Annotated in this window: 23 protein-coding genes; 12 read left to right on the forward strand and 11 right to left on the reverse strand. The window is 61.6% G+C overall.

Annotated elements, in window-relative coordinates:
- Positions 1-18 precede the first annotated feature (18 nt).
- Positions 19-990: a nucleoside hydrolase gene (locus ABCW43_RS00685; RefSeq protein ID WP_345921677.1), complete on the reverse strand. Its 972-nt coding sequence runs from the start codon at positions 988-990 to the stop codon at positions 19-21.
- 179 nt (positions 991-1,169) lie between these two features.
- On the opposite strand from ABCW43_RS00685, the gene ABCW43_RS00690 reads away from it, so the two are divergent.
- Positions 1,170-1,955, forward strand: coding sequence for a TSUP family transporter (locus tag ABCW43_RS00690; RefSeq protein ID WP_345921678.1), 786 nt, complete (start codon positions 1,170-1,172; stop codon positions 1,953-1,955).
- On the opposite strand, the gene cobU is transcribed toward ABCW43_RS00690, so the two are convergent.
- Positions 1,952-2,473, reverse strand: coding sequence for a bifunctional adenosylcobinamide kinase/adenosylcobinamide-phosphate guanylyltransferase (gene cobU / locus ABCW43_RS00695; protein ID WP_345921679.1), 522 nt, complete (start codon positions 2,471-2,473; stop codon positions 1,952-1,954). The genes ABCW43_RS00690 and cobU overlap by 4 nt on opposite strands.
- Positions 2,474-3,281: 808 nt before the next feature.
- On the opposite strand from cobU, the gene ABCW43_RS00700 reads away from it, so the two are divergent.
- The 3 genes from ABCW43_RS00700 to ABCW43_RS00710 all read left to right on the forward strand — a co-directional run bounded on the left by ABCW43_RS00700 (position 3,282) and on the right by ABCW43_RS00710 (position 5,778).
- The gene (locus ABCW43_RS00700; RefSeq protein WP_345921680.1) at positions 3,282-4,277 is read left to right on the forward strand and encodes an ABC transporter substrate-binding protein; all 996 of its coding nucleotides are present in this window, start codon (positions 3,282-3,284) and stop codon (positions 4,275-4,277) included.
- Between the two features lie 118 nt (positions 4,278-4,395).
- Positions 4,396-5,409: a betaine--homocysteine S-methyltransferase gene (gene bmt / locus ABCW43_RS00705; RefSeq protein ID WP_345921681.1), complete on the forward strand. Its 1,014-nt coding sequence runs from the start codon at positions 4,396-4,398 to the stop codon at positions 5,407-5,409.
- A 24-nt stretch (positions 5,410-5,433) separates the two neighbouring features.
- Positions 5,434-5,778 carry a hypothetical protein gene (locus ABCW43_RS00710; protein ID WP_345921682.1) on the forward strand — a complete coding sequence of 115 codons (345 nt, stop codon included), beginning with the start codon at positions 5,434-5,436 and terminating at the stop codon, positions 5,776-5,778.
- 1 nt (position 5,779) lies between these two features.
- Here the strand turns inward: ABCW43_RS00710 and ABCW43_RS00715 are convergent, their stop codons facing one another.
- The 4 genes from ABCW43_RS00715 to ABCW43_RS00730 form a co-directional block, all read right to left on the reverse strand.
- Complete coding sequence (locus tag ABCW43_RS00715) at positions 5,780-7,846, reverse strand: vWA domain-containing protein (protein ID WP_345921683.1); 2,067 nt, start codon at positions 7,844-7,846, stop codon at positions 5,780-5,782.
- Entirely contained in the window at positions 7,843-8,370 is a 528-nt protein-coding gene (locus tag ABCW43_RS00720; RefSeq protein WP_345921684.1) for an RNA polymerase sigma factor, read from the reverse strand. The genes ABCW43_RS00715 and ABCW43_RS00720 overlap by 4 nt, the downstream gene beginning before the upstream one ends.
- An 83-nt stretch (positions 8,371-8,453) precedes the next feature.
- Positions 8,454-9,128 (reverse strand): ferredoxin, encoded by a 675-nt coding sequence (locus ABCW43_RS00725; RefSeq protein WP_345921685.1) that lies wholly within the window; start codon positions 9,126-9,128, stop codon positions 8,454-8,456.
- Positions 9,129-9,229: 101 nt separating this feature from the next.
- Positions 9,230-10,804, reverse strand: a complete 1,575-nt coding sequence (locus ABCW43_RS00730) for a trimethylamine methyltransferase family protein (RefSeq protein WP_345921686.1) — start codon at positions 10,802-10,804, stop codon at positions 9,230-9,232.
- A 263-nt stretch (positions 10,805-11,067) separates the two neighbouring features.
- Here ABCW43_RS00730 and ABCW43_RS00735 point away from each other — a divergent pair, with 263 nt between their 5' ends.
- Entirely contained in the window at positions 11,068-11,769 is a 702-nt protein-coding gene (locus tag ABCW43_RS00735) for a cobalamin B12-binding domain-containing protein (RefSeq protein WP_210009604.1), read from the forward strand.
- A 29-nt stretch (positions 11,770-11,798) separates the two neighbouring features.
- Here the strand turns inward: ABCW43_RS00735 and ABCW43_RS00740 are convergent, their stop codons facing one another.
- Positions 11,799-11,957, reverse strand: coding sequence for an entericidin domain-containing protein (locus ABCW43_RS00740; protein WP_345921687.1), 159 nt, complete (start codon positions 11,955-11,957; stop codon positions 11,799-11,801).
- Positions 11,958-11,971: 14 nt separating this feature from the next.
- Here ABCW43_RS00740 and ABCW43_RS00745 point away from each other — a divergent pair, with 14 nt between their 5' ends.
- The 5 genes from ABCW43_RS00745 (at position 11,972) to ABCW43_RS00765 (ending at position 16,938) form a co-directional block, all read left to right on the forward strand.
- The gene (locus ABCW43_RS00745; RefSeq protein WP_345921688.1) at positions 11,972-12,613 is read left to right on the forward strand and encodes a DUF1638 domain-containing protein; all 642 of its coding nucleotides are present in this window, start codon (positions 11,972-11,974) and stop codon (positions 12,611-12,613) included.
- A 57-nt stretch (positions 12,614-12,670) separates the two neighbouring features.
- The gene (locus tag ABCW43_RS00750; protein WP_345921689.1) at positions 12,671-13,444 is read left to right on the forward strand and encodes a formyl transferase; all 774 of its coding nucleotides are present in this window, start codon (positions 12,671-12,673) and stop codon (positions 13,442-13,444) included.
- Between the two features lie 128 nt (positions 13,445-13,572).
- Entirely contained in the window at positions 13,573-13,875 is a 303-nt protein-coding gene (locus tag ABCW43_RS00755) for a virulence factor (RefSeq protein WP_345921690.1), read from the forward strand.
- Positions 13,876-13,927: 52 nt separating this feature from the next.
- On the forward strand, positions 13,928-14,890 hold the full coding sequence (locus ABCW43_RS00760; protein WP_345921691.1) for a methyltetrahydrofolate cobalamin methyltransferase: 963 nt from the start codon (positions 13,928-13,930) through the stop codon (positions 14,888-14,890).
- Positions 14,891-14,901: 11 nt separating this feature from the next.
- Positions 14,902-16,938: an ASKHA domain-containing protein gene (locus ABCW43_RS00765; protein ID WP_345921692.1), complete on the forward strand. Its 2,037-nt coding sequence runs from the start codon at positions 14,902-14,904 to the stop codon at positions 16,936-16,938.
- 2 nt (positions 16,939-16,940) lie between these two features.
- Here the strand turns inward: ABCW43_RS00765 and ABCW43_RS00770 are convergent, their stop codons facing one another.
- A complete protein-coding gene (locus ABCW43_RS00770; RefSeq protein WP_345921693.1) occupies positions 16,941-17,879 on the reverse strand; it encodes a LysR family transcriptional regulator in 939 nt (312 codons plus the stop codon).
- A 171-nt stretch (positions 17,880-18,050) separates the two neighbouring features.
- Here ABCW43_RS00770 and ABCW43_RS00775 point away from each other — a divergent pair, with 171 nt between their 5' ends.
- Together ABCW43_RS00775 and ABCW43_RS00780 are read left to right on the forward strand one after the other, a co-directional pair.
- Positions 18,051-18,260, forward strand: coding sequence for a hypothetical protein (locus ABCW43_RS00775; protein WP_306869893.1), 210 nt, complete (start codon positions 18,051-18,053; stop codon positions 18,258-18,260).
- A gap of 235 nt (positions 18,261-18,495) precedes the next feature.
- Positions 18,496-19,515 carry a GlxA family transcriptional regulator gene (locus tag ABCW43_RS00780; RefSeq protein WP_046667158.1) on the forward strand — a complete coding sequence of 340 codons (1,020 nt, stop codon included), beginning with the start codon at positions 18,496-18,498 and terminating at the stop codon, positions 19,513-19,515.
- 18 nt (positions 19,516-19,533) lie between these two features.
- On the opposite strand, the gene ABCW43_RS00785 is transcribed toward ABCW43_RS00780, so the two are convergent.
- From ABCW43_RS00785 to ABCW43_RS00795, 3 genes are all read right to left on the reverse strand, one after another.
- Positions 19,534-20,142, reverse strand: a complete 609-nt coding sequence (locus ABCW43_RS00785; protein WP_345921694.1) for a GGDEF domain-containing protein — start codon at positions 20,140-20,142, stop codon at positions 19,534-19,536.
- Between the two features lie 17 nt (positions 20,143-20,159).
- Positions 20,160-21,008 (reverse strand): response regulator, encoded by an 849-nt coding sequence (locus ABCW43_RS00790; protein ID WP_345921695.1) that lies wholly within the window; start codon positions 21,006-21,008, stop codon positions 20,160-20,162.
- Between the two features lie 159 nt (positions 21,009-21,167).
- Positions 21,168-23,681, reverse strand: a complete 2,514-nt coding sequence (locus ABCW43_RS00795) for a GcvT family protein (RefSeq protein WP_345921696.1) — start codon at positions 23,679-23,681, stop codon at positions 21,168-21,170.
- Positions 23,682-23,771: the final 90 nt, after the last annotated feature.

Genomic DNA, 23,771 nt, shown 5'->3' on the forward strand with positions numbered 1-23,771 from the left:
TGCCTAAACAGCAATCGCCTAGGCTCCGGAGGCCCGGCTCTCGACCAGCGCGGCCCGGATCACCTCCAGAACCTCGCCTGATCGGATATCAGTGCAGACCCACTGGCTCGGCTGGCCGTCCCAGGCCGTGCCGACGAACTTGCGGGCGTTGTCCGGCGCCTGGATGGTTTCGCCGTCGGCAATGCCGCCGCAGACGACTCGCACCGGACCAGTGCGGAGGATGAAGAGATCAGGCCGTACCAGATAGACGCAGGCCGTGCTGTCATGCACCGCCATGCCGGAAATGCCGACACGGCTCTTGTAGAATTCGATATAATATTGCGACAGGTCGGAGAGCAGCTGCACCGACTTCTCACCCGACTTGGCCATGTCGGCGAGATACTCCCCGGTCATGATCGTCTTCATCGTCACGTCCAGACCGACGATCGTCACCTTCCACGGCGTGGTGAATATGATGTCGGCGGCTTCCGGATCGCCGTGGATATTGGCTTCCGCCGCCGGCGTGACGTTACCGTTCACATCGAAGGCGCCGCCCATGACGATGACTTCCTTGACGAGACCGGCGAAATCCGGATCGGCCTGCAGCGCCAGCGCCAGGTTGGTCATGCGGCCGACGGCGATCAGCGTCACCTCACCCGGATTGTCGCGGACGGTGTCGATTATGAACTGGTAGGCGGGACGCGGATCGAGCGGCCAGTCGATCGTCTCCGGCAGACCGATATTGCCGAGACCGTCGAGGCCATGCACGACGGAAGCGGCGCGATCGTCGCTGCGCAACGGATCGATCGTCCTGTCGGCGCCTTTGGCGATGGGGGCTGAAATCCCCCATTCCTGATGCAGGAACTGCGCATTGCGGGTCGTGAGATCGAGCGGAACATTGCCGAAGACGGTGGTCACGCCGAGAAGGTCGACCTCCGGGTGCCGGTGCAGAAAGAGCAGCGCCATTGCGTCGTCAACGCCGGGATCCGTGTCGAAAATCACCTTATGCATATGCTTTTTCCTCATTCCGGCTCTTCGAAAGCGGCGCACAATAACGCCAAACCGCTGATGCGCAATCCCGGAAGCGACATGGCTGCAGTTCGCGGAAGGCGGTTGCGATGACGACCGTTCGATGCGAAAAGCCCGCCGTGCCCGTCCGGGTGCGCTTCCGCTTACAGAGTCTCCTCCCCTTGACCGACCTCGCATTCCAGTTCCTCTTCCTGCTGTTTCTTGCAGCGATTTTTGCCGGTTTCGTCGATTCGATTGCCGGCGGTGGCGGGCTCATCACCATCCCGGTCATGCTGATCGCCGGCATTCCGCCGCTCGAATCGCTTGCCACGAACAAGCTGCAGTCGCAGTTCGGATCGGCTTCAGCGACGATCGCCTACGCCCGGCGAGGTCACGTGAACCTCAAAAGCCAGTTGCCGATGGCGGCGATGTCGCTGATCGGTGGGGCCGTCGGCGCCACCCTCGCGTCGCTGGTGCCGGCAGGCTGGCTTGCAGCGGCAATCCCGTTCCTGCTGATCGCCATCGCGCTGTTCTTCGCGGTCAAGCCCAACCTCAACGACGTCGACAGTCACCGGCGGGTGACGCCCTTGGTGTTCGGCGTGACGGTCGTGCCGTTGGTCGGCCTCTACGACGGCATATTCGGGCCTGGCGCAGGCTCGTTCTACATGCTGGGTTTCGTGCTGCTTGCAGGCTTCGGCATGCTGAAGGCGACCGCTCATACCAAGCTGATCAATCTTGGCTCGAATTTCGGCTCGTTCCTGGTCTTTGCGGCAACCGGGTCGGTACTGTGGAAGATCGGCCTGATCATGGGCGTTGGCCAGTTCCTCGGCGCCCAGGTGGGTTCTCGGCTGGCCATGAAGAACGGCGCGAAACTGATCAAGCCGCTTCTGGTCGTCTCCTGCCTGGCCCTGGCGCTGAAACTGCTCGCCGATCCGGCCCATCCCGTCCGAGTCTGGCTCGGCTTCTAGCCCTTCATCCTGAGGGGCAGGCCGGCGGCGATGAAGAAGACCTCGTCGGCCGATGCCGCGATCCGCTGATGCAGCCTTCCGGCATGATCCCTGAACTCCCGCGCCATCCTGTTGTCCGGCACGATGCCAAGGCCGACCTCATTGGAGACAACAATCAGTTTCGCCGAGAGGCTTTCGGACTGCCGTACAAGTGCGGCGGCGGCGGTGTCTATATCGCGCTCGTCCATCATCAGGTTGGTGAGCCAGAGCGTCAGGCAATCGACGAGGACGACCCTGCCCGGCGCATCGATGTCGCTCAGTCGCTCCACCAGATCGAGCGGCACTTCATGCGTGGTCCAGCCGTCTCCGCGATCGGCACGATGTCGGGCGATGCGCTCGCGCATCTCGTCGTCATAGGCACGACCGGTGGCGATGTAGTGCCGTTCCAGGCCGCTCTCCTTCGCAAGCCTTTCCGAAAAGCCGGATTTGCCTGAGCGGGCGCCGCCGAGGACAAGGGTAACGTGACCGTTGCGTGTCATGGAGAAAATGGCCTGAACCAGAGGGGACCGGACGATTCGTAGACAGGAGGCGTCCGGCCCTGTTGGTGATGATGTCTCTGGATTCGCATTGCCGGTAGATGGTGCAGCCATATACGCCGAGTGTCAACCAACACCCACTTGGCCGTCGCTCGGATTCATCGACGAAGGCAGCCTCGGCTGACCGGTCCGGTCAGCCGATTTCGGCCGCAAATCCGCATATTTGGCAAAGGAGGCCGTGGCCCCTATTTGACAGTCGCGAGTTTGACAACGATCGGAAGATGAAGTGTCCGCGGGCCAACAAACAGGGCCTGCCATCGGACGGCAAAGGCGACCGGTACGCACTACCTGATCCGGCGCCAAGCGCGAGCTAACCGCCCGCATGAAAAGCAATAACGCCACATTCTTACCGGATGGTTAGTGAACTCCGTAAGCTACGCGATTTTCTCATTTTTCCGTTCTTTTCCGAAAGAATGATGGAGTGGATAGCGGCGGCTACCGGAAAAAAGGCCCAGCCTGACGCGACACAACTTCGCAATCGGTGAATGTCTGCGTCCTTGGAAGTGGTGATCCTAGGAGGCGAAAACGTTGACCAGCGCAGATTGCGCCAGCCCGCGCGTGTTGATTTCTGATGAGGAAGACGTACCGTGATTTGAACTGACATAATAAATGCACACTATCCATGGAATGCTGTCGCAGATGCGAACGAGACCTATACTCGCGCAGGCCTGCTCAGACTGGATCCAACAGTGGCCACCACCTCGCGCTCGATTGAAGTCAACAGTGAAAGGAAAGACCGGGAGGTCCCTGAATGAAAAAAATCCTCGCTTCCACGGTCTTTGCTGCCGGTCTCTATGCTTTCGCAGGGTCAGCCTCGGCGGACTGCGGTACTGTCTCGATCGCCGAAATGAACTGGGCTTCGGCCGGCATTGCGGCCAATCTCGACAAGATCATCCTCGAACAAGGTTTCGGCTGCACGGTCCAGCTTGTCCCGGGCGACACGCTTCCGACCTTCACGTCCATGAACGAAAGAGGTCAGCCGGATCTCGCGCCGGAATTCTGGATCAACTCCGTGCGCACCACACTCGACAAGGCCGTTGCCGAAGGCCGCTTGGTGGTCGGTGCGGAAATCCTCTCCGACGGCGCCGTCGAAGGCTGGTGGATTCCGAAATTCCTGGCCGACGCCCATCCCGACATCAAGACCGTGCAGCAGGCACTGACCCATCCGGAACTTTTCCCGGCACCGCAGAAACCCGGAAGGGGGGCCGTCTATAACTGCCCTTCCGGTTGGAGCTGCCAGGTTTCGAGTGCCAACCTTTTCAGGGCGCTTGGGGCCGAGGAAAAGAAATTCGAGCTGATCGATACCGGCACCGCCGCTGGCCTTGACGGTTCGATCGCGGCCGCCTTCGAGAAGAAGACCGGCTGGCTCGGCTATTACTGGGCTCCGACAGCTTTTCTCGGCAAATACGAGATGGTGAAGCTCTCCTTCAACGTACCGCACGACAAGGCGGATTGGGACGCCTGCACCGCAGTACCGAACTGCCCGAACCCGAAGGTCAACTCCTATCCGACGTCTCAAGCCTTCACTCTGGTCACCAAACAATTCGCTCAGAAGGCCGAGGTGGCGATGGACTATATCAAGAGGCGCAAGTGGACCAATTCCGCGGTCAACAGCGTGCTTGCCTGGCAGGAAGCGAACAAGAGCACCAACGAAGCTGCCGCCAAACATTTTCTGGAAATCAGTCCGGATATCTGGACCAAGTGGGTCGCTCCCGACGTCGCCGACAAGATCAAGGCATCGCTCTGACGCGATTGTTCGAACCGGCGTTGCTGAAGCCGCCGGCGTCGCGAAGAGGCATGTGGCTGCGAGTTGCAATCATATAAAGGTTTCTTTATATGATATTTTCCTTGCAAGGAGCGCCGCCATGCCGACCGCCAACGCACTGACCGAACTTCTGGCCGAAAAGGGCGTGCTGCTGGCCGACGGCGCGACCGGCACCAATCTCTTCGCCATGGGCCTGGAAGCCGGCGAAGCGCCGGAACTGTGGAACGAGGCCGCGCCTGAAAAGATCGAGAAGCTGCATCAGGATTTCGTCGATGCGGGCGCCGACATCATCCTTACCAATTCCTTCGGCGGGACGCGCCAACGGCTGAAGCTGCACAGGGCGGAAGGCCGGGTGCACGAGCTCAACAGGCTTGCCGCCGAGATTGCCCGTAAGGTGGCAGACGGAGCGGGTCGCAAAGTGATCGTCGCGGGTTCGGTCGGACCGACCGGCGAGCTGCTCGTGCCGCTCGGTGCCATGACCTATGAGGATGCAGTCGCCGCCTTCGCGGAACAGATCGAAGGCCTGAAGGCCGGCGGCGCCGATATCGCCTGGATCGAGACCATGTCCGCGCCGGAAGAAATCCGCGCGGCGGCCGAAGCTGCCGTCAAGGTCGGATTGCCCTATATCTATACCGGCTCTTTCGATACGGCCGGCAGGACGATGATGGGTCTCGACCCCAAACAGATCCACGGCGTCGCCAAGGACGTCGGCGAAGGCCCGGTCGCGGTCGGCGCCAATTGCGGCGTCGGCGCATCCGATATCCTCTCCAGCCTGCTCGACATCACCGCCGCCGATCCTGACGCCGTCACCATCGTCAAGGGCAATTGCGGCATTCCGGAATTTCGCGGCTCCGAGATCTTCTATTCCGGAACGCCACCGCTGATGGCCGAATATGCGAGGCTCGCCCGCGATGCCGGCGCAAGGATCATCGGCGGATGCTGCGGCACGTCCTGCGAACATCTAGCCGCCATGCGTGCAGCACTCGATAGTTATACACCGCGGCCGAGGCCGACGATCGAGGAAATCGTCGACAAGATCGGCCCGCTGCGCAATAAGACCGCCAGCGAATCGGGCGGTGACTCCGGCCGGGAAAGACGACGCCGCCGCGGCTGACGCGTTGGGCTGAAGGACACAGACATGGCAAACATATCCCCGATCGGCAGCCGGGAAACGGTAGCGGAAAGCCTTTCGAGTTTCTCGGCCGAGAACCAGTCCTGGCTGACGCTGCTGATGGACAATCCGACATCCGACGAGCTGTTGCTCGACGGCCTGCATCTCTATCTCGACCAGGCTTCGGAAGCAAAATTCCTGAACTCGCTGAAGCTGCAGAAATGCGGCGAATGGATCGGCAATGCCGCCCCTGCCCGGCTGCAGATCCGGCTGATGGAAGCGGCCAAATCCAGCCAGCATCCGGCTTATTCGGCGTTTCGCGACGGACTGACCCGCTCCGGCGGCCTGGAGCGGGCGTACCCCAAGGCCTGATTTATCGGCGGTCGAGGGTCTCGGCGACCCGCACCAGATCGAGGAACCCGCTGCGATATCCGAACGCGTCCTCGCCGCGGGCATTGCGCGCCATATCGAGGATCAGGCGATAGGGATAGGCATCGAGCGCATCGGTGCCGCGCAGTTTCTGACCGAAGGCGGCAACGGCCGTGGCGAAACGCACGTCCTGTGACGCCGCCGAGAAGTCGCGCACCGCATTCATCTCGGTGACAACAGTGGTGATCAGCTTGCTGGTGTCGCCATCCGGCTGCTTGTAGCGGATTTTGACGAACGCCATTTCATCGGAGACCGCAACCGGCGCGGAGGGCGCTGCTGGGCCGTAACGCAGTGGCTCGTTGAGTGCCGAGGCGCTGCCCTTCGGCGTCACCTCGTAGATCGCCGTCACCGCATGGCCGGAGCCGATATCGCCGGCGTCCACCCGGTCATTGTTGAAATCCTCGCGTTTCAGCGCCCGGGTCTCGTAGCCGACCAGGCGGTATTCGGAAATCTGCTGCGGGTTGAACTCCACCTGGATCTTGACGTCCTTGGCGATCGGGAAAAGCGTCGAGCCGGCCTCGTCGACAAGCGCCTTCTGTGCCTCCGCAAGCGTGTCGATATAAGCGGCCGTGCCGTTGCCGTTCTGGGCGAGCGTCTGCATCAGGCTGTCGTTGAGATTGCCCTTGCCGAAGCCAAGAACCGACAGAAAAATGCCGTCCTTGCGGCGCTGCTCGATGATCCGCTTGAGCTCTTCGTCGCTGGAGGCGCCCACATTGAAATCGCCGTCGGTCGCCAGCATCACCCGGTTGACGCCGCCCTGGATGAAGGCCTGGCGGGCCAGCCGATAGGCCGCATCGATACCTTCAGCGCCAGCCGTCGAGCCGCCTGGCCGCAGATTGTCGATCGCGGCGAGGATCTTGTCCCGTTCCCGGGTAGACGTCGGTTCCAGCACCGTCCCGGCATTGCCGGCATAGGTGACGATCGAGACCTTGTCCTCCGGCTTCAGTTTGCCGACCAGCAGGCGGAAGGCGCTTTTCAGGAGCGGCAGCTTGTCCGGCGCGTTCATCGAGCCTGAGACGTCGATCAGGAAAACGAGATTGGCGGCAGGCTGCGAGGCCGGCGCCGTCTCGAAACCCTTGATCGCCACATGCATCAGCCGCGTGCCGGTATTCCACGGTGTCGGCGTGACGGTGACAGTGGTGCGGAACGGCTCGTCAACCGTCTGCGGCCGCGGCCAGTCGTAGGGGAAATAGTTGATCATCTCCTCCACCCGTACGCTGTCCCGATCGGGCAGCCGCCCTTCCATCAGCGAGCGGCGGACGAAGGCATAGGATGCCGTATCGACGTCGACCGAGAAGGTCGAGACCGGATCGGTTGCAACGCTTTTCACCGGATTGGTGTCGGCATTGGCGAAACGGTCGCGGCTTTCTTCGAGCGGCGGCAGGATTTCATGCTCAGTGGGCGCATAACGTGGAGCCGCCGCCAATGGCACCGCACGCTCAGCCAGGACAGGCGGCGGTGCCATGGGAGCGGGCGCTACGCTTCGTTTGGCCGCACCACCGGTGGCCTCCTGCTTGTTCAGCAGCCGGGCAATGTCCGACTCGACAAAATCGCTTTGTCTGGAGGGTTGAGCCGTTTGCGCAGCGTCACTCCCCCGCCCCGCTTCCGGCTGGCGCGGTTCAGCCGGCGCCGCGACTGACGGCACCGGAACCCGTTCTGCGGCAGGCTTCGGCGCGTCCAGGACTTGCGGCAGGGTGACCTGGCCCGAGTTCGGCAGGTTTCCGCGCGTCAGTTCGAAGGTCAGCAGGGCGGCTGCAGGGATGATCAGCATCGTCGCAAGTGCGGAGCCTGCGAGATAACGGTGTTGGGTGACCATGGGGGTGCTCCAGATCCGGTTGAGAACGGAGTTTGGACGCTGCCACCAGGAACTTCCTTTGCTGCGCGCTGCATTTTTTTCCGTCTCGTCGAACGCCTGCATGGCGGCGGCAAGCGCGCGGGCGCGTGCCGTGCTGGAAGCGCGGGGTGCCGGGGCTAAATTGCCGAGCTGGTCGAATTCGTCCGTCATGGTCAAACCGCCTCCTTCTTCAGAAGGTCCTTCAATCGTTTGCGAGCCTCGTGCAGATGCCAGGAGACCGTATTTTCACTGCACTCGAGAATGCCCGCCGCAGCCGCATGGGACAGTCCCTCGCTATGAACCAAGAGGACCGCATCCCGCTGCTTTTCCGGCAGCCGGCGCACCGCGGCCCACAGCCAGTCGCCGCGGTCGTCTTCCTCCGGCTCCAGGTGCGAAAAGAAGATCGGGTCGTTTGCGAGCCGGTTCTGGTCGCGCCGCTGCCGGGATAACCGGCGCTGATGGTCACGCACCGCATTCAGTGTCAGCGTGTAGAGCCAGGTGCGGAACGCGGACTGTCCCTTGAAGCTGCGGATCGCCTTGCCAAGCCGGATACAGACGTCCTGGGCAATGTCTTCCGCATCGCTTTGCGTGCCGCACCAGCGCCAGGCGACGGCGTGAATGAAATCGTAATGCGTCTCGACGAGCGCTGAGAACGCATTGCGATCGCCCTGGCATGCCTTATCGAGGATTTCCGCGCTCACTTATCCGCCCGCTTTTCCGTCGCTTAAGAGCTTAGACGTTTCGCTCAGGGAATTCCTTGGGGGAGCAAGAAAAAATTTTAAGTTCAGCGCATCAGCGCTTCCATGTGGAATTCGAGCTGCTTCGGCGGGTAGCGATACCTTGCACCGACCGGACAGGCATTGCGGGCGACACAGCCGGAAACCATGCACGTCGCCTTGCCCAGGTCGCTGGCAAGATAGGCTCGGCATCGAGGAATGTCGAAGCCCGACAGGCTGATCGCATTGACGGGACAGGCTGACACGCAGGGCTTATCCGCGCAGCTCTCGCAAGGATGCTCGGCCCCAGGCGAATTCTCTATCGCAAAGGGAAAACCGAGAGCGCCGCGATAACCGTGCCAGAGCCCGAACTGCGGATGGATGAGGATGCCGAGCGGCGACGACTTCAGGCCTTCGGCCTTCATCGCCCATTGCTGGAACGGCTGCCAGGGCGGATCGGACGGAAAATAGGCGGCGGCTCCCAGTTGTTCGGCGAGCGGCCGGATCAGCATCTTCGACCACGTATCGAGGGGATCGGGACCGTCACGGCCTTTTCGCCATTCCGTAAACGCCGGCCAGATCGAACCGCCGACATTGCCAAGCAATATGACGGCCCGCGCAAGGGAGCCGTCGCCCAGCAACGGTCCCTCGCCCGGCCCGAAATTCACCACGCCGCGGATCAGGATGCCGTGCCGTCCGAGCGACGCGGTAATCCGATCGAGAACTGAGGATGGCGGCCTCACCTAGGCCCCTGGTATCTGTAATGCGGTCGCCAGACCCCCTCCTGGATAAAATCGGCGACCAGCCTGGCCCCGCCTTGCTCCCTGGCGGCATCGGGCTCTCTTCAGGTGAAGGCGTCGGGCATCGAATCCTTGCGATCCTTGATGAAGGCGAGCAACGCCTCGTCGATCGCGGGATCGAGCGGCGGTGCTTCATAGCTGTCGAGCCAGGAGCGGCAGAGCGCGTTGGCGCGCTGCTCGATCCGCTTCTCGCCCTCGATCTCCCACTGTTCGAAGGAATTGTTGTCCATCAGTGCCGAACGATAGAAGGCCGTCTGGAAATGGGCCTGCGTATGGGCGCAGCCGAGATAATGGCTGCCCGGACCAACTTCGCGGATGGCATCGAGCGCCTGGCCTTCTTCGGACAAATCGATGCCCTGCGCCATCTTTTGCATCATCCCGAGCTGGTCCTGGTCGATCATGAATTTCTCGTAGGACGACACCAGGCCGCCTTCCAGCCAGCCGGCGGCATGCAGGACGAAATTGGTGCCGGCGAGCAGCGTCGTGTTCAGCGTATTTGCTGATTCGTGCGCCGCCTGGGCATCGGGCACTTTCGAGCCGCAGAGCGAACCGCCGGTACGGAACGGCAGGCCGAGGCGGCGGGCAAGCTGCGCCGCGCCGTAAGAGACCAGCGACGGTTCCGGCGTCCCGAAGGTCGGGGCACCGGACTGCATCGAGATCGAAGCCGCAAACGTACCGAACAGCACCGGCGAGCCCTTGCGGATCAGCTGCGTCAGCGCGGCACCGGCCAGCACTTCGGCAAGGATCTGCGTCAACGTGCCTGTCACCGTCACCGGGCTCATGGCGCCGGACAGGATGAAGGGCGACACGACGGAGGCCTGGTTGTGCCGCGCATAGACTTTCAGCGCACCAAGCATGGTTCCGTCGAACACCATCGGCGAGTTGGCGTTGATGAGGTTCAGGGTGACGCAGTTGTTCTCGACGAACTCGTCGCCGAACACCAGCTTCGCCATCGCGACCGTGTCTTCGGCGCGCTCCGGCGCGGTGACCGATCCCATGAACGGCTTGTCGGAATATTTGATATGGCTGTAGACCATGTCGAGATGCCGCTTGTTGACCGGCACGTCGACCGGCTCGCAGACCGTGCCGCCCGACGAATGCATCGACGGCGCCATATAGGCGAGCTTCACGAAATTGCGGAAATCCTCGATCGTCGCATAACGGCGCTTGCCGTCGAGGTCGCGCACGAAGGGAGGGCCGTAGACCGGCGCAAACACGGTCGCCTTGCCGCCGATCTGGACATTGCGCTCCGGATTGCGCGCATGCCAGGTAAATTCGCTGGGCGCGGTCTTCAGGAGTTCGCGGCAAAGCCCCTTGGGGAAATGCACCCGGTGGCCCCGGACATCGGCACCCGCCTTCGCCCAGAGATCGAGTGCTTCCTCGTCCTCGCGGAATTCTATGCCAATCTCTTCGAGAATGAGATCCGCATTGCGCTCGATGAGAGTAAGGCCCTCCTCGTCCAGCACCTCGTAGACGCCGATTTTCCGGGTGATATAGGGCAAGGAAAGGCCGGGACCGTTGCCTGCGCGGGCCGCGCGGCGGCCTGCCGCTCCGCGCTCGCCGCGGCCGCGTCTGGCCCCGCTGCCTGCCGGTTCCGTCTCTGGGGTCAAATCGTCCATGATGTTCCTCGCCTCCGCTTTGAAAAGCGCCTCAAGCTTTTTGATGCGCCATGCTAGGCTCAAGCGCAAGCACAGCCCCGCCTTTCTGCGTCACGGGTTTGTACAGGACAGACATCGCGCAGCGATCCACCGTCGTTTTTCCGACGCGCCGCTGTCGCATACGAAAGAAATTGCCAGACGAAATAAAGGTACAGATAGTCGGGACGGTAAACGTCTGATTTGCCGGCCTTCGAACCGGCCCCTCGAACGAAGGGAAACATTGCATGTCCGACGACGAAATCATCCTGGCGGAACTTTCCGACGAGGAACTCGTGCAGCAGATGCACGACGATCTTTACGACGGCTTGAAGGAGGAGATCGAGGAGGCGACCAACATCCTGCTCGCACGCGGCTGGACGCCCTATGACGTCCTCACGAAGGCGCTGGTCGAAGGCATGCGCATCGTCGGCATCGATTTTCGCGATGGCATCCTGTTCGTGCCGGAAGTGCTGCTGTCGGCGAACGCCATGAAGGCAGGCATGTTCATCCTACGGCCACTTCTGGTCGAGACCGGCGCTCCGAAACTCGGCAAGATGGTGATCGGCACCGTCAAGGGCGACATCCATGACATCGGCAAGAACCTCGTCGGCATGATGATGGAGGGTGCGGGCTTCGACGTCGTCGATCTCGGCATCAACAATCCGGTCGAAAACTATCTCGAGGCGATCGAGCGGGAACAGCCGGATATTCTCGGAATGTCGGCACTTTTGACCACGACCATGCCCTATATGAAGGTCGTCATCGATACGCTCAAGGAAAAGGGCATGCGCGACGACTATATCGTGCTGGTCGGCGGCGCACCACTCAATGAGGAATTCGGCAAGGCGGTCGGCGCCGATGCCTATTGCCGCGATGCGGCGGTCGCTGTCGAAACGGCAAAGGAATATATCCGCCGCAAGCACAACAGCCTTGCCGCCGGCGCCTGAGCGCCGAACGGCTTGCTGACGGCGACCTCTTAGCGCGCAGCGCGATCGACCCGGCGTCCCGCATCCTGCGTGGCATTGACGGTATTGGCCGCATCCTTGCCTATGCCGCGGATGGTATTGCCGCAGGAGGTGAGTGAAACCACCGTCGCGAGAAGAGCGGCGATTACCGTGACTGTCTTGACCGTCATGTTAGAATACTCCGATGGAGAGAGATGAAATCGTGGCGGAAATGAATTTTCCGGCAAAGGAACGTTCAACTCGCGAAAAAGTTCACGTGATCGCGTGCGGAGCGATCGCCAGGGAAATCCTTGCTGTTTCCAGGCAGCATGGCCTCGGTCATATCGATCTCAACTGCCTGCCGGCAATCTGGCACGCCTATCCGCAGAAGATCGTGCCGGGGCTCGAAAAAGCCGTTGCTCAGGCGCGGGAAGCAGGGTTCGAAAAGATCTTTTTCGCCTATGCGGATTGCGGAACCGGCGGCGACATCGACCGGCTCTGCGAACGCGAGGGTATCGCCCGCATCGAGGGCCCGCACTGTTATTCCTTCTTCGCCGGAAACGACGCTTTTGCCGCGAAAGCGGACGAAGACCTGTTCTCGTTCTTCCTGACAGACTTCCTCGCCCGCCAGTTCGAGGCCTTCGTCATCGAACCGCTCGGCCTCGACCGTCATCCGCAGCTGAAGGACATGTATTTCGGCAATTACCGAAAGCTCGTCTATCTCAGCCAGGAGGAGGATAAGGCTCTTCAGGAAAAGGCGCGTGGCGCCGCCGATTATCTCGGTCTGGAATACGAATATCGCTTCACCGGTTACGGCGACCTCACGCAGGCGTTACGCTCGGTTTAACCGTTTCTTCGGGCCTTCGGCGGAAAAGTGCGGCCCTGCGGTTGTGCGGAGGGATCGATGCAGGACGGGAATTCTCGGATCGTGGTGATGACATCAGGCGGGGCGAACCCGCAGGTGATGATCAATGCATTGGCAAAACACTTTCCCGACCTGCATGTTGTCGAGGAACAGCCGGAATCGAAAGGCACGCTGCTGAAACGCCGCGCCCGGCGGTTCGGCTGGTTCACCGCGCTCGGCCAGCTTGCGACGATGATCGCATCGCGGCTCACCAAAAGCGTTGCGGCAAGGCGCTCCGCCGAGATCATCCGCGACTACGGCCATTCCGCCGAACCGAACCCGGCGATCCCCGTGACGCACGTGCCCTCTCTCAACGATCCGGATTGCCACGCAGCGGTGACAACTCTGAAGCCCGCCGCCATCTTCACCATATCCTGCCGCATCCTGTCGCCCGCAACACTTGCCGCAATGCCCTGCCCCGTCATCAACTTCCATGCGGGCATCAACCCGATGTATCGCGGCCAGATGGGCGGCTACTGGTCGCGCGTCGAAGGTGACGAGAAGAATTTTGGAGCGACCGTGCATCTGGTCGACAAGGGCATCGATACCGGGGGGACGCTCTACGAGAACCGCGTGGACCCCGCGCGAAGCGACACGCTCGCCACCTATCCGCTGCTGATGACCGCCTCTTCCGTCGGTATCAGCGTCCGCGCGCTTCAGGATGCCATCGACGGAACGCTGAAGCCGTGCCAGCCGCAGGGCCCGTCCGCACTGCGTTTCCCGCCGCCGATCTGGACCTGGATATACCACGGGCTGACCCGGAAGATCTGGTAACCGGCATCCCGCCCGGCATCCGGCAAGGCAATCCCATCGCCGCGTCGTAATTGGCCGTGTGCGACGTCGTCGCAAGCGCAGTCTTATCCATCGTGCCCGTGCATGCTGCATCCAACACGGAGGAGTTCATGGCCGACCGAATCGTCGTCTTCTGGCGGGATATTCCGGCTCAGGTGATCATCAAGAAGGGCCGCCAGACCGCCAAGCGGGAATTGTCGCTGCGCTTCACAGAGGCGATCGACATGTGCGCGATGCGCAGCGGCGCCGCCGGCACCGACGACTACCTTGCAGAATGGCGCAAGGCCGAGCCGACCGCCGTTTCCGACGATCTTGAAGCCGAAGCCGACAGGGCGGCAGCCGAGCTCGAGGCAGCCTACGACAGGGAAAAACTCGTCGCGCTGCTGAAGACGGGCGGCCGCGAAACCGCCTGACGTTCAGACAATCACATCGTTTCGGCGCCGCATCGCGCGCCTGGAGGAAGACATGACCCGCACCATCGTCGCATCCGCAACCCGGGAGATCGTGATCGGCTTCGACCAGCCCTTTTGCGTGATCGGCGAACGCATCAACCCGACGGGCCGCAAGAAGCTCGCCGCGGAGATGATCGAAGGCAATTTCGACACGGTCATCAGGGATGCGCTGGAACAGGTCGCGGCCGGCGCCACCATGCTCGACGTCAATGCCGGGGTCACCTCGGTCAATCCCAACGAGACCGAACCGGGCCTTCTCGTGCAAACCCTCGAAATCGTCCAGGGCCTCGTCGACGTGCCGCTGTCGATCGACAGTTCGGTGACAGCCGCCATCGAGGCGGCGCTGAAAGTCGCCAAAGGCCGGCCGCTGGTCAATTCGGTCACCGGCGAGGAGGAGAAGCTCGAGGCGATCCTGCCGCTCTGCAAGAAATACGACGTGCCGGTCGTGGCGATCTCCAACGACGAGACCGGCATTTCCATGGATCCCGACGTGCGTTTCGCGGTCGCCAAGAAGATCGTCGAACGCGCCGCCGACTACGGCATCAAGCCGCACGACATCGTCGTCGATCCGCTGGTCATGCCGATCGGCGCGCTGGGCGATGCCGGCCGCCAGGTCTTCGCGCTACTGTATCGCCTGCGCAACGAACTCAAGGTCAACACCACCTGCGGGCTTTCCAACATTTCCTTCGGCCTGCCGCACCGCCACGGCATCAATGCCGGCTTTATTCCGATGGTGATCGGGGCCGGCATGACGTCGGCGATCATGAACCCCTGCCGGCCGCAGGAAATGGAAGCGGTGCGCGCCGCCAACGTGCTGAACGGCACGGATCAGAATTGCGGTAACTGGATTATGACCTATCGCGACTACAAGCCCGTCGAAGGCGGTGGAACTGCTGCGACGGCGGTACCTTCCGCTGCCAGCGGCCGACGCGGCGGCCGGGCAGCACGGGCCGGCGCCGGAGCGAGTATGGAGTAAGTACAGGTATCATGGCGGATATTTCCAAGAGAGATCCCCTCGTCCTCTTCATGCCATCCGGCAAACGCGGCCGGTTTCCGGTCGGCACCCCGGTGCTCGATGCCGCGCGCCAATTGGGCGTCTACGTGGAAAGCGTCTGCGGAGGGCGAGCGACCTGCGGGCGATGCCAGGTCTCGGTCCAGGAGGGACATTTCGCCAAGCACGGCATCACCTCGTCCGATGATCACCTCTCGCCGGTCGGCCCGAAGGAAGAGCGTTACGACCGCGTGCGCGGGCTGCCCGAAGGCCGCCGCCTCTCCTGCTCGACCCAGATTTTGGGCGACCTCGTCATCGACGTGCCGCAGGATACGGTGATCAATGCGCAGGTGGTCCGCAAGGCGGCCGACGAGCGGGTCTTCGACCGCAATCCGGCGATCCGCATGTGTTATGTCGAGGTGGAAGAGCCCGACATGGAAAAGCCGCTCGGCGATCTCGACCGGCTGAAGGCAGCGCTTGCAGCCGACTGGCATTTCGACGATCTCGACGTGGATTTCCATCTGATTCCCAAAGTGCAGCAGATCTTGCGCAAGGGCGAATGGAGGGTCACGGCGGCAATTCACAAAGATCAGGACGACGATCGCGCCCGCCTCGTCGCGCTCTATCCGGGCCTCAAGAACGAGGCCTATGGGATTGCCTGCGATATCGGCTCGACGACGATCGCCATGCATCTCTCCTCGCTTCTGTCAGGCCGCACCGTGGCGTCCGCCGGCACGTCGAACCCGCAGATCCGCTTCGGCGAAGATCTGATGAGCCGCGTCTCCTATGTGATGATGAACCCGGACGGCCACGAGGCAATGACATTGGCCGTGCGCGAGGCGCTGGACGGGCTGATCGACAAGGTCTGCACCGAGGGCGGCGTGTCGCGCACCGACATTCTCGACAGCGTCTTCGTCGGCAATCCGATCATGCACCATCTGTTCCTCGGCATCGACCCGACCGAACTCGGCGGGGCGCCGTTTGCACTTGCCGTCTCAGGCGCGGTCAGGGTGAAGTCCTCCGAGATCGGCCTGTCGATGAACGAGGGCACGCGCACCTATCTCCTGCCCTGCATCGCCGGCCATGTCGGCGCCGATGCCGCGGCGGCAACCCTGTCGGAAGGCCCGCACCGGCAGGAAGAGATGATGCTGCTGGTCGATATCGGCACCAATGCGGAAATCGTGCTCGGCAACTCGACCCGCGTCGTCGCAGCCTCCTCGCCGACCGGCCCTGCCTTCGAAGGCGCCGAGATTTCCTCCGGCCAGCGGGCAGCACCCGGCGCCATCGAGCGTATCCGCATCGATGCCGTTACCCTCGAACCGCGCTTCCGGGTGATCGGCGTCGAGCCCTGGTCGGACGAGCCGGGTTTTGCGGAGGCTGCTGCGGCGACCGGCATCACCGGCATCTGCGGCTCGGCAATCATCGAAGTGATTGCCGAAATGTACCTCGCGGGATTGATTTCGGAGGACGGCGTCGTGGACGGCGCAATGGCGCAGCGCTCACCGCGCATCCTGCAGAACGGCCGGACCTTCTCCTATCTCGTTCATGACGGCGAGCAGCGCATCACCGTGACCCAGAACGACGTGCGGGCCATCCAGCTCGCCAAGGCGGCGCTCTATGCCGGCGTCAAGCTGTTGATGGACAAACAGGGCGTCGACCATGTCGATCGCATCAGCCTTGCCGGCGCCTTCGGCACGTTCATCGATCCGAAATATGCAATGGTGCTGGGTCTCATCCCGGATTGCGACCTGGCCCGCGTCAAGTCGGTCGGCAATGCGGCCGGAACCGGTGCGCGCATGTGCCTGCTGAACCGCGGCTACCGTCGCGAGATCGAGGAGACCGTCCGCAGGATCGAAAAGATCGAGACGGCGCTCGAACCGAAGTTCCAGGAGCATTTCGTCCATGCCATGGCCCTGCCGAACAAGGTCGATCCCTTTCCGCATCTGGCATCGGTCGTGACGCTGCCCGAGCGCAAGGGGATGGCCGAGGCTTCGGGGGATGGCGGCCGCAGGCGTCGCCGCGGCCGCGAATAACATCAGGCCGCAGCGGCGACCATGGAGCCGAAGGCCTCGCGGATGCTCTCCGCCACCGCTTTGCCAGGCACCGAAAGCTGCGGTGCCGTCAACAGCCGGATATCGAAGTTGATCAATTCCGGCAGGCCTTCCTTGGGGCCGAGTATCTGCATGTCATCGGTGACGTAGGAACGCGGGAACGGCGCGATCGCGAGGTCGGACAAAACGGCGGCGCGCTGCGCCATCGTATGGGCGCTCGCATAGGCGATGCGATAGGTCCGCTTGTGCTTCTCGAGCTGGGCGATCGCATCCTGGCGCCAGACGCAGCCGTCCTCCCAGACCGAAATCGGCAGCGGATCGCGCAGGTAGGCCGTGCCGCATTTCGCGCCGGCCCAGACCAGTCGCTCCGTATGGATCATCTCGCCGGCCGTCGAGAAAGGCCGGGTGGCGCAGTTGATCAGCGCCAGATCCAGCCGCTGCTCGTCCATGCGCTTCCTGAGCGCCAGGCTCATGTCGACGGTCACATCGACCATGATGCCCGGAAAGCTCTCGCCGAAATCCTTGAGGACCTTCGGCAGAAGGCGTTCGGCGATATCGTCCGGCGCACCCAGGCGCACCACGCCGGAAAGTTCCGGCATGACGAAACGTGACACGGCTTCGTTGGAGAGCGCCAGCATGCGCCGTGCATAGGAGAGCAGCATCTCACCGTGCTGCGTCAGCGACACCGAGCGGGCATCGCGCAGGAAGAGCACCGTCTTCAGCTGCTCTTCCAGTTTCTTGATCTGCATCGAAACGGCCGAGGGCGTGCGCAGAACCGCATCGGCGGCGGTGGAGAAATTGCCGGTTTCGGCAATCGCCACGAACGTGCGCAATACATCGTTATCGAGCAGCGGAAGCGGCGGGCGGAATGGAACAGTCATATCAGCCTCTATCAATAATTCTGAACTTAATGACCATATCATTTCGTTTGATTGAATGTCAAACGCGCGGCATAGTCAAAAGCATCGGAAGCGAGCGTCGATACAGCACAGAATTTCATGAGACGCACAACACGCATCCGATTGATTGATGGATTGATGGCGTTCATTGTCCCGATTGAGCGTTGTCCCGTGAGACACCCAAGGAGAACCGACATGACTATGATCACCTATCAGGAGAGCGATCGCTCCCGGTTCCGGCCGTCCTCGTTCGCCTCGCTCATCCACCCTGCCCTGACTGTGGTGGTACGGCTTCGCGATCAATGGCGTCGCCGCCAGACCGAAAGAATGCTGGAAGGTTTGCCGGCAGAAATCCGCAAGGACATCGGATGGCCGACGACCAATGCCGCACCGCATCGCCGATAACCCTCCCGCTCCATGGCCCGCCCACGCATCCGTGAGACGGGCCATGCTGCCTGCGACACGCTTTTAGCCTACTCCCTCCGGCAATTACGTCTGCGACCCGCCCATGTCGCAAAAATGTTATCAGCCTGTCGTCAAAAGCCCTTCTCCGCCGACTTTCCCCGTGCCAATGTCGCTTTTGAAGAAAAGCGGGCCGCAATGCACGGCCACCAACAAGGGGAATGACGGCATGAATGTGATGACCAAAAACCCGGCGGCAAAGCGCTCTCTCGTCTTTTTTCTTGTTCCCCACTTCACCATGCTGCCTTTTGCTGCAGCGGTGGAGACCCTGCGAATCGCCAATCGCATGCTCGGCTACTCGGCCTATACTTGGCGGCTCTGTTCCGCCGACGGCGAAAAAGTCTATTCCTCGAGCGGCATCGGGATCGAGGTCAACTCCTCTCTCGCCGACGAACGTCGCAACCTCTCCGGCGAAAACCGTCCCAACATGGTCCTGGTCTGCTCGGGCGTCTACGTCGAGGAATTCAACAACAAGTCGGTCAACGCCTGGCTGAGAGAAACCTATAACCGCGGCATTGCCGTTGGAAGTCTCTGCACCGGGGCGCATGTGCTCGCCCAGGCCGGGCTGCTGAACGGCAAGCGTTGTGCGATCCACTGGGAGAACCTGCCGGGCTTTGCCGAGGCATTCCCGCAGGCGGAAGTCTATGCGGATCTCTACGAGGTCGATTCAAACCTCTATACCTGCGCCGGCGGCACCGCCTCTCTCGACATGATGCTGAACCTGATCAGCCAGGATTTCGGCGAGAACCTCGTCAACCGGGTCTGCGAACAACAGCTGACGGACCGCGTCCGCAATCCGCACGACCGCCAGCGCCTACCGCTGCGGGCGCGCCTCGGCGTCCAGAACGCCAAGGTCCTGACGATCATCGAGGTCATGGAAAACAACCTCTCCGAGCCGCTGTCGCTGGTCGAGATCGCTGACGACGCCGGTCTCTCCCGACGCCAGATCGAACGCCTGTTCCGCCAGGAAATGGGCCGCTCGCCGGCGCGCTATTATCTGGAGATCCGGCTCGACCGGGCGCGGCACCTGCTCGTACAGTCCTCGATGCCCGTGGTCGAGGTGGCGGTTGCCTGCGGTTTCGTGTCCGCGTCGCATTTCTCGAAATGTTATCGTGAGGTCTATAACCGTTCGCCGCAGCAGGAACGGGCCGAGCGCAAGCTCAACATGAATACGTCGCGCACCGGGGTCGTTGCCTGAACCGGGGATAACGGCGGGTCAGCCTGCCGTCTGCAGCGCGATCGTATAGTCGGAGAACACTCTATTCCGGCCATGGCTTTTCGCCATGAACAGGAATTGTTCTGCGGCATTGAGATAATTGTCGAACGTCTCCGGGCCGCAGACCTCGGCCAGTCCGATCGAAACGGTCATCGAAAAATCGACATCGCCGGACATGATCCTGACGTCGGCGATATCAAGCCGCAGCTTCTCGCAGAATTCCGTCGCAGCGGCTACGTCGAGACCGACCAGCAGCATGCCGAATTCTTCGTCACCCAGCCGCGCAAGAAAATGTCGGCTGCCGCGACACGCGGAACCAAGCCTGGCGGCGGTGGTCTTGACGACCTGAGCGACGGTTTCTTCGCAATGGACAACGTTCAACCGCCGGAAATGGTCGATGCTCACGATCGCGACGGCGCAGGATATCCCCTCGGAAAGACATTCCCTCACTACCGGTTCGCCAAGCCGGTAAAATTCCTTCAGGTTGGCAAAACCGGTCAACGGATCGGCAGTCGGACGGGCCGCCTCCATCTGGATCGGCAACGGCGCCGCCAAACCGTGGGTCAAGCGCTCCTTCTCCCGGAAATGCTGGCTTAGAAGGTACGGCATACGGAGTTCCTCTGGGATCAGGCGACGTTCTTCACCGCCGTTTCCTGACGTCTTGCCTGCATCGACCGGATCTGGATGAGCGTATCCAGGTTCTGGTTGACGCGGCAGTAAAATTCCTCGTCGATAAAGGGGCGCAGCATGAAGTCATTGCCGCCGGCCTTCAGGAAACGGGCCGAAAGCAGGCGGTTCGAAGAGGATGACACACCGATGATCCTGAGTTCGTGCGAACCGCGCACCGAACGAATGCGGCGGGTGAGTTCGAAACCGTCGATATCGGGCATGTTGTAGTCGGTAACGACGAGGCCGATATCCGGGTTCTTCTTGAGGATATCCAAGGCCTTGGCACCGTTCTCCGCAACGCTGACGCGGAAATTGTAGCGCTTCAGGCGGCTCGAGAGCAGCGCCCGGGCGGTCGGGCTGTCGTCGACGATCAAGACGTGGTGGCGATGATTGGTGAGGAACCGGCAGACCGATTCGGCCAGCATCTCAACCGCGAAGACATTGTCCTTGAGGATATAGTCGACAATGTCCTTGGTCAGCAGCTTGTCGCGGGTTTCTTCATGGAAGGTCCCGGTAAAGACAATGGTCGGGATCGACAGATCGACGAGATACTCCAGCGCTTCGCCATTTTCCGCGCCTGGCAGGTTGATATTGGAAATCGCCAGCATCACCGGCTCGACGGAGCGGTCATAAGCGAACTGCAATTCCTCGAAGTTGCGGCAGATCTCGACCTCGATGCCGAACAGCTCCTTGAGCCGGGTCCCGATCATCGACGTGAAGACGTTGGAATCCTCCGCAAGCAGGATGCGGGAGTTTGCCAGTGATTGGCCGGAATACTGCATCCCGGAGATACCGAGGAATGTCATGGTGCCCCTTATCGAATAAGATATTATCCCCTCTGATAACATCCGTAGTGGAAACGGTTTGCAGAACCGTTAATCGGAGCGGCGCTACGGTATCAAAACGGGACGGGCGGCCCGAGGACCGCCCGCTAATGTCAACGACTTCTTACTTGCAGTCGGTTTTCAGGCCCGTAGCGCCGTGTTGTCGGCGTCGAACGGGCTTTCCGGCACGACGCTGGCATTGTAGAGGCTGCCGAGAATCTTGATCTTGAGCCTGGTGCCGGTCTCTGCATAACCCGGCTTGACCATCGCAAGCGCCAAGGACTTGCCGATACGCCAGCCGTAGGCGCCGTTGGTGGCGCGGCCGATCAATTCGCCCGATTCGTTGTAGATCGCCTCCGAACCGCGGGCATCGACATCATTGGCGCCTTCGATGATCAGCGTGCAGAAATTCCACTTCAGCCCCTTTTCCCTGTAGGAAAGCAGGCCCTCTCTGCCGAGGAACTCCTTGTCGGTCTTGATGAACCGGTCGAGACCGGATTCAAAGGCATTGTACTCGATCGACATTTCGCGCGGGATGAGCCGGTAGGATTTCTCAACCGACATGGAGAGCATGGCACGGATGCCGAAAGGCTTGATGCCGAATTCGGCACCGGCTTCCATCAGCTTGTCGAAGATGTAGTTCTGCATCTCGATCGGGTGATGCAGTTCCCAGCCGAGTTCGCCGACGAAGTTGACGCGCAGCGCATGGGCTGACGCCATGCCGACAGATATCTCCTTGCCGGAAAGCCAGGGGAAATCCTTGTTGTCGAGGCTGGTGCGGGTGAGCTTCTTCAGAACCTGGCGGGATTTCGGCCCGGCCAGAACCAGCACGCCGAGCTTCTGGGTGATCTGGGTGAGCTTGACCGAGCCATCTGTCGGCGCGAGCTTACGCAGGTAGTCCTGGTCATGCGCCTCATAGGCACCCGCCGACACGAGATAGAAACGATTGGGCGCCCATTCGTAGACGGTGAATTCGGCGCGCACGCCACCCTGTTTCGTCAGAAGGTGGCAGAGAGCGATGCGGCCGCGCTTTTTCGGGATCGCATTGGCGAAGATCGAGTCGAGGAAAGCGCGTGCGCCGGGGCCTGAGACTTCCATCTTGGCGAAAGCCGACATGTCGAGCACGCCGACATTCTCGTGGACATTTTTGACCTCGTTGCCGACGTGGTCGAAATAATTCGAGCGGCGGAAGGACCATTTCTCGACGATCCGGCCATCTTCCAGCGCCGGCGCGTGATTGTGGGCCGTCAACACGTCGACGCCGACGCCGAGGTCTTCCGCAGGCACTTGATAACCTTCAGGCGCGAACCAGTTGGCGCGTTCCCAGCCGTAGACGGAGCCGAACACGGCACCCATCTTCTTCAGCCGGTCATAGACCGGCGTGGTCTTCAAGGGACGCGCGGCCGAACGCTCTTCATCAGGATAATGCATCGTGAACACATTGGCATAGGCCTCTTCGTTCTTCTCGATGAGGTAGCCTTCCGTTGCGTAAGGCCCGAAACGGCGCGGATCGACGCCCATCATGTCGACGGTCGGCTCGCCATCGACGATCCATTCCGCCAGCTGCCAGCCGGCGCCGCCGGCCGCAGTGATGCCGAAGGAATGGCCTTCGTTCAGCCAGAAGTTCTTGAGGCCAGGCGCGGGACCGACAATCGGCGAGCCGTCCGGCGTATAGGCGATCGCGCCATTGTAGACCTTCTTGATGCCGACCTCTCCAAACGCCGGCACCCGCACGATGGCAGTCTCGATATAGGGCATCAGCCGGTCGAGTTCCTCGTTGAAGAGCTCGTATTCGCTCTCGTCGGACGGACCGTCGACGTAACAGACGGGTGCTCCGACCTCGTAAGGCCCGAGCAGCAGGCCGCCATTCTCCTCGCGCATGTACCAGGAAGAGTCCGATTCGCGTAAGACCCCCATTTCCGGCAGGCCCTTGGCCTTGCGCTCCTGGATCGCCGGATGCGGCTCGGTGACGATGTACTGGTGTTCTACCGGGATGACCGGAATGTTGATACCGACCATCTCGCCGGTCTTGCGGGCGAAGTTGCCAGTGCAGGAAATGATGTGCTCGGCGGTGATCTCGCCCTTGTCGGTCGTCACCTTCCAGAGCCCGTCCGGCTGCTGTTCGATGGCGGTGACGGTCGTGTTGCGATAGATCGTGGCGCCGAGGTCGCGCGCACCCTTGGCAAGCGCCTGGGTGAGGTCCGCCGGCTGGATGTAGCCGTCGTCCGGATGCTGGATGGCGCCGAGAATGCCGTCCGTCTCACAGAGCGGCCAGATCTCCTTCACCTGTTCCGCCGTCAGGATATTGACCTTGACGCCGATCGTCTCGGCGATCCCGGCATAATACATGTACTCTTCCCAGCGGTCCTTGGTGCGGGCAAGACGGATGTTCGAGACTTTCGAGAAACCGACATTCATGCCGGTCTCCTCCTGCAGTTCCTGATAGAACCGCACGGAATATTTATGCAGCTGGCCGACCGAATAGGAGAGGTTGAAGAGCGGCAGGAGACCCGCCGCATGCCAGGTCGAACCGGAGGTCAATTCCTTGCGTTCGATCAGGATGGCATCGCTCCAGCCCTTTTTCGCCAGATGATAAAGCGTCGAAACACCGACCACGCCGCCGCCGATCACCACCGCCCGTGCATGTGTCTTCATGGAAAGAACCCCTCTTCGGCCTCGTGCGGCCTTTTCGCAAACTGCAGGGACTATGCAATTCCGACAGGCGGGCCAAACGCCTGATTACGA

This window comes from Neorhizobium tunisiense, assembly GCF_039631515.1.
Taxonomy (GTDB): domain Bacteria; phylum Pseudomonadota; class Alphaproteobacteria; order Rhizobiales; family Rhizobiaceae; genus Neorhizobium.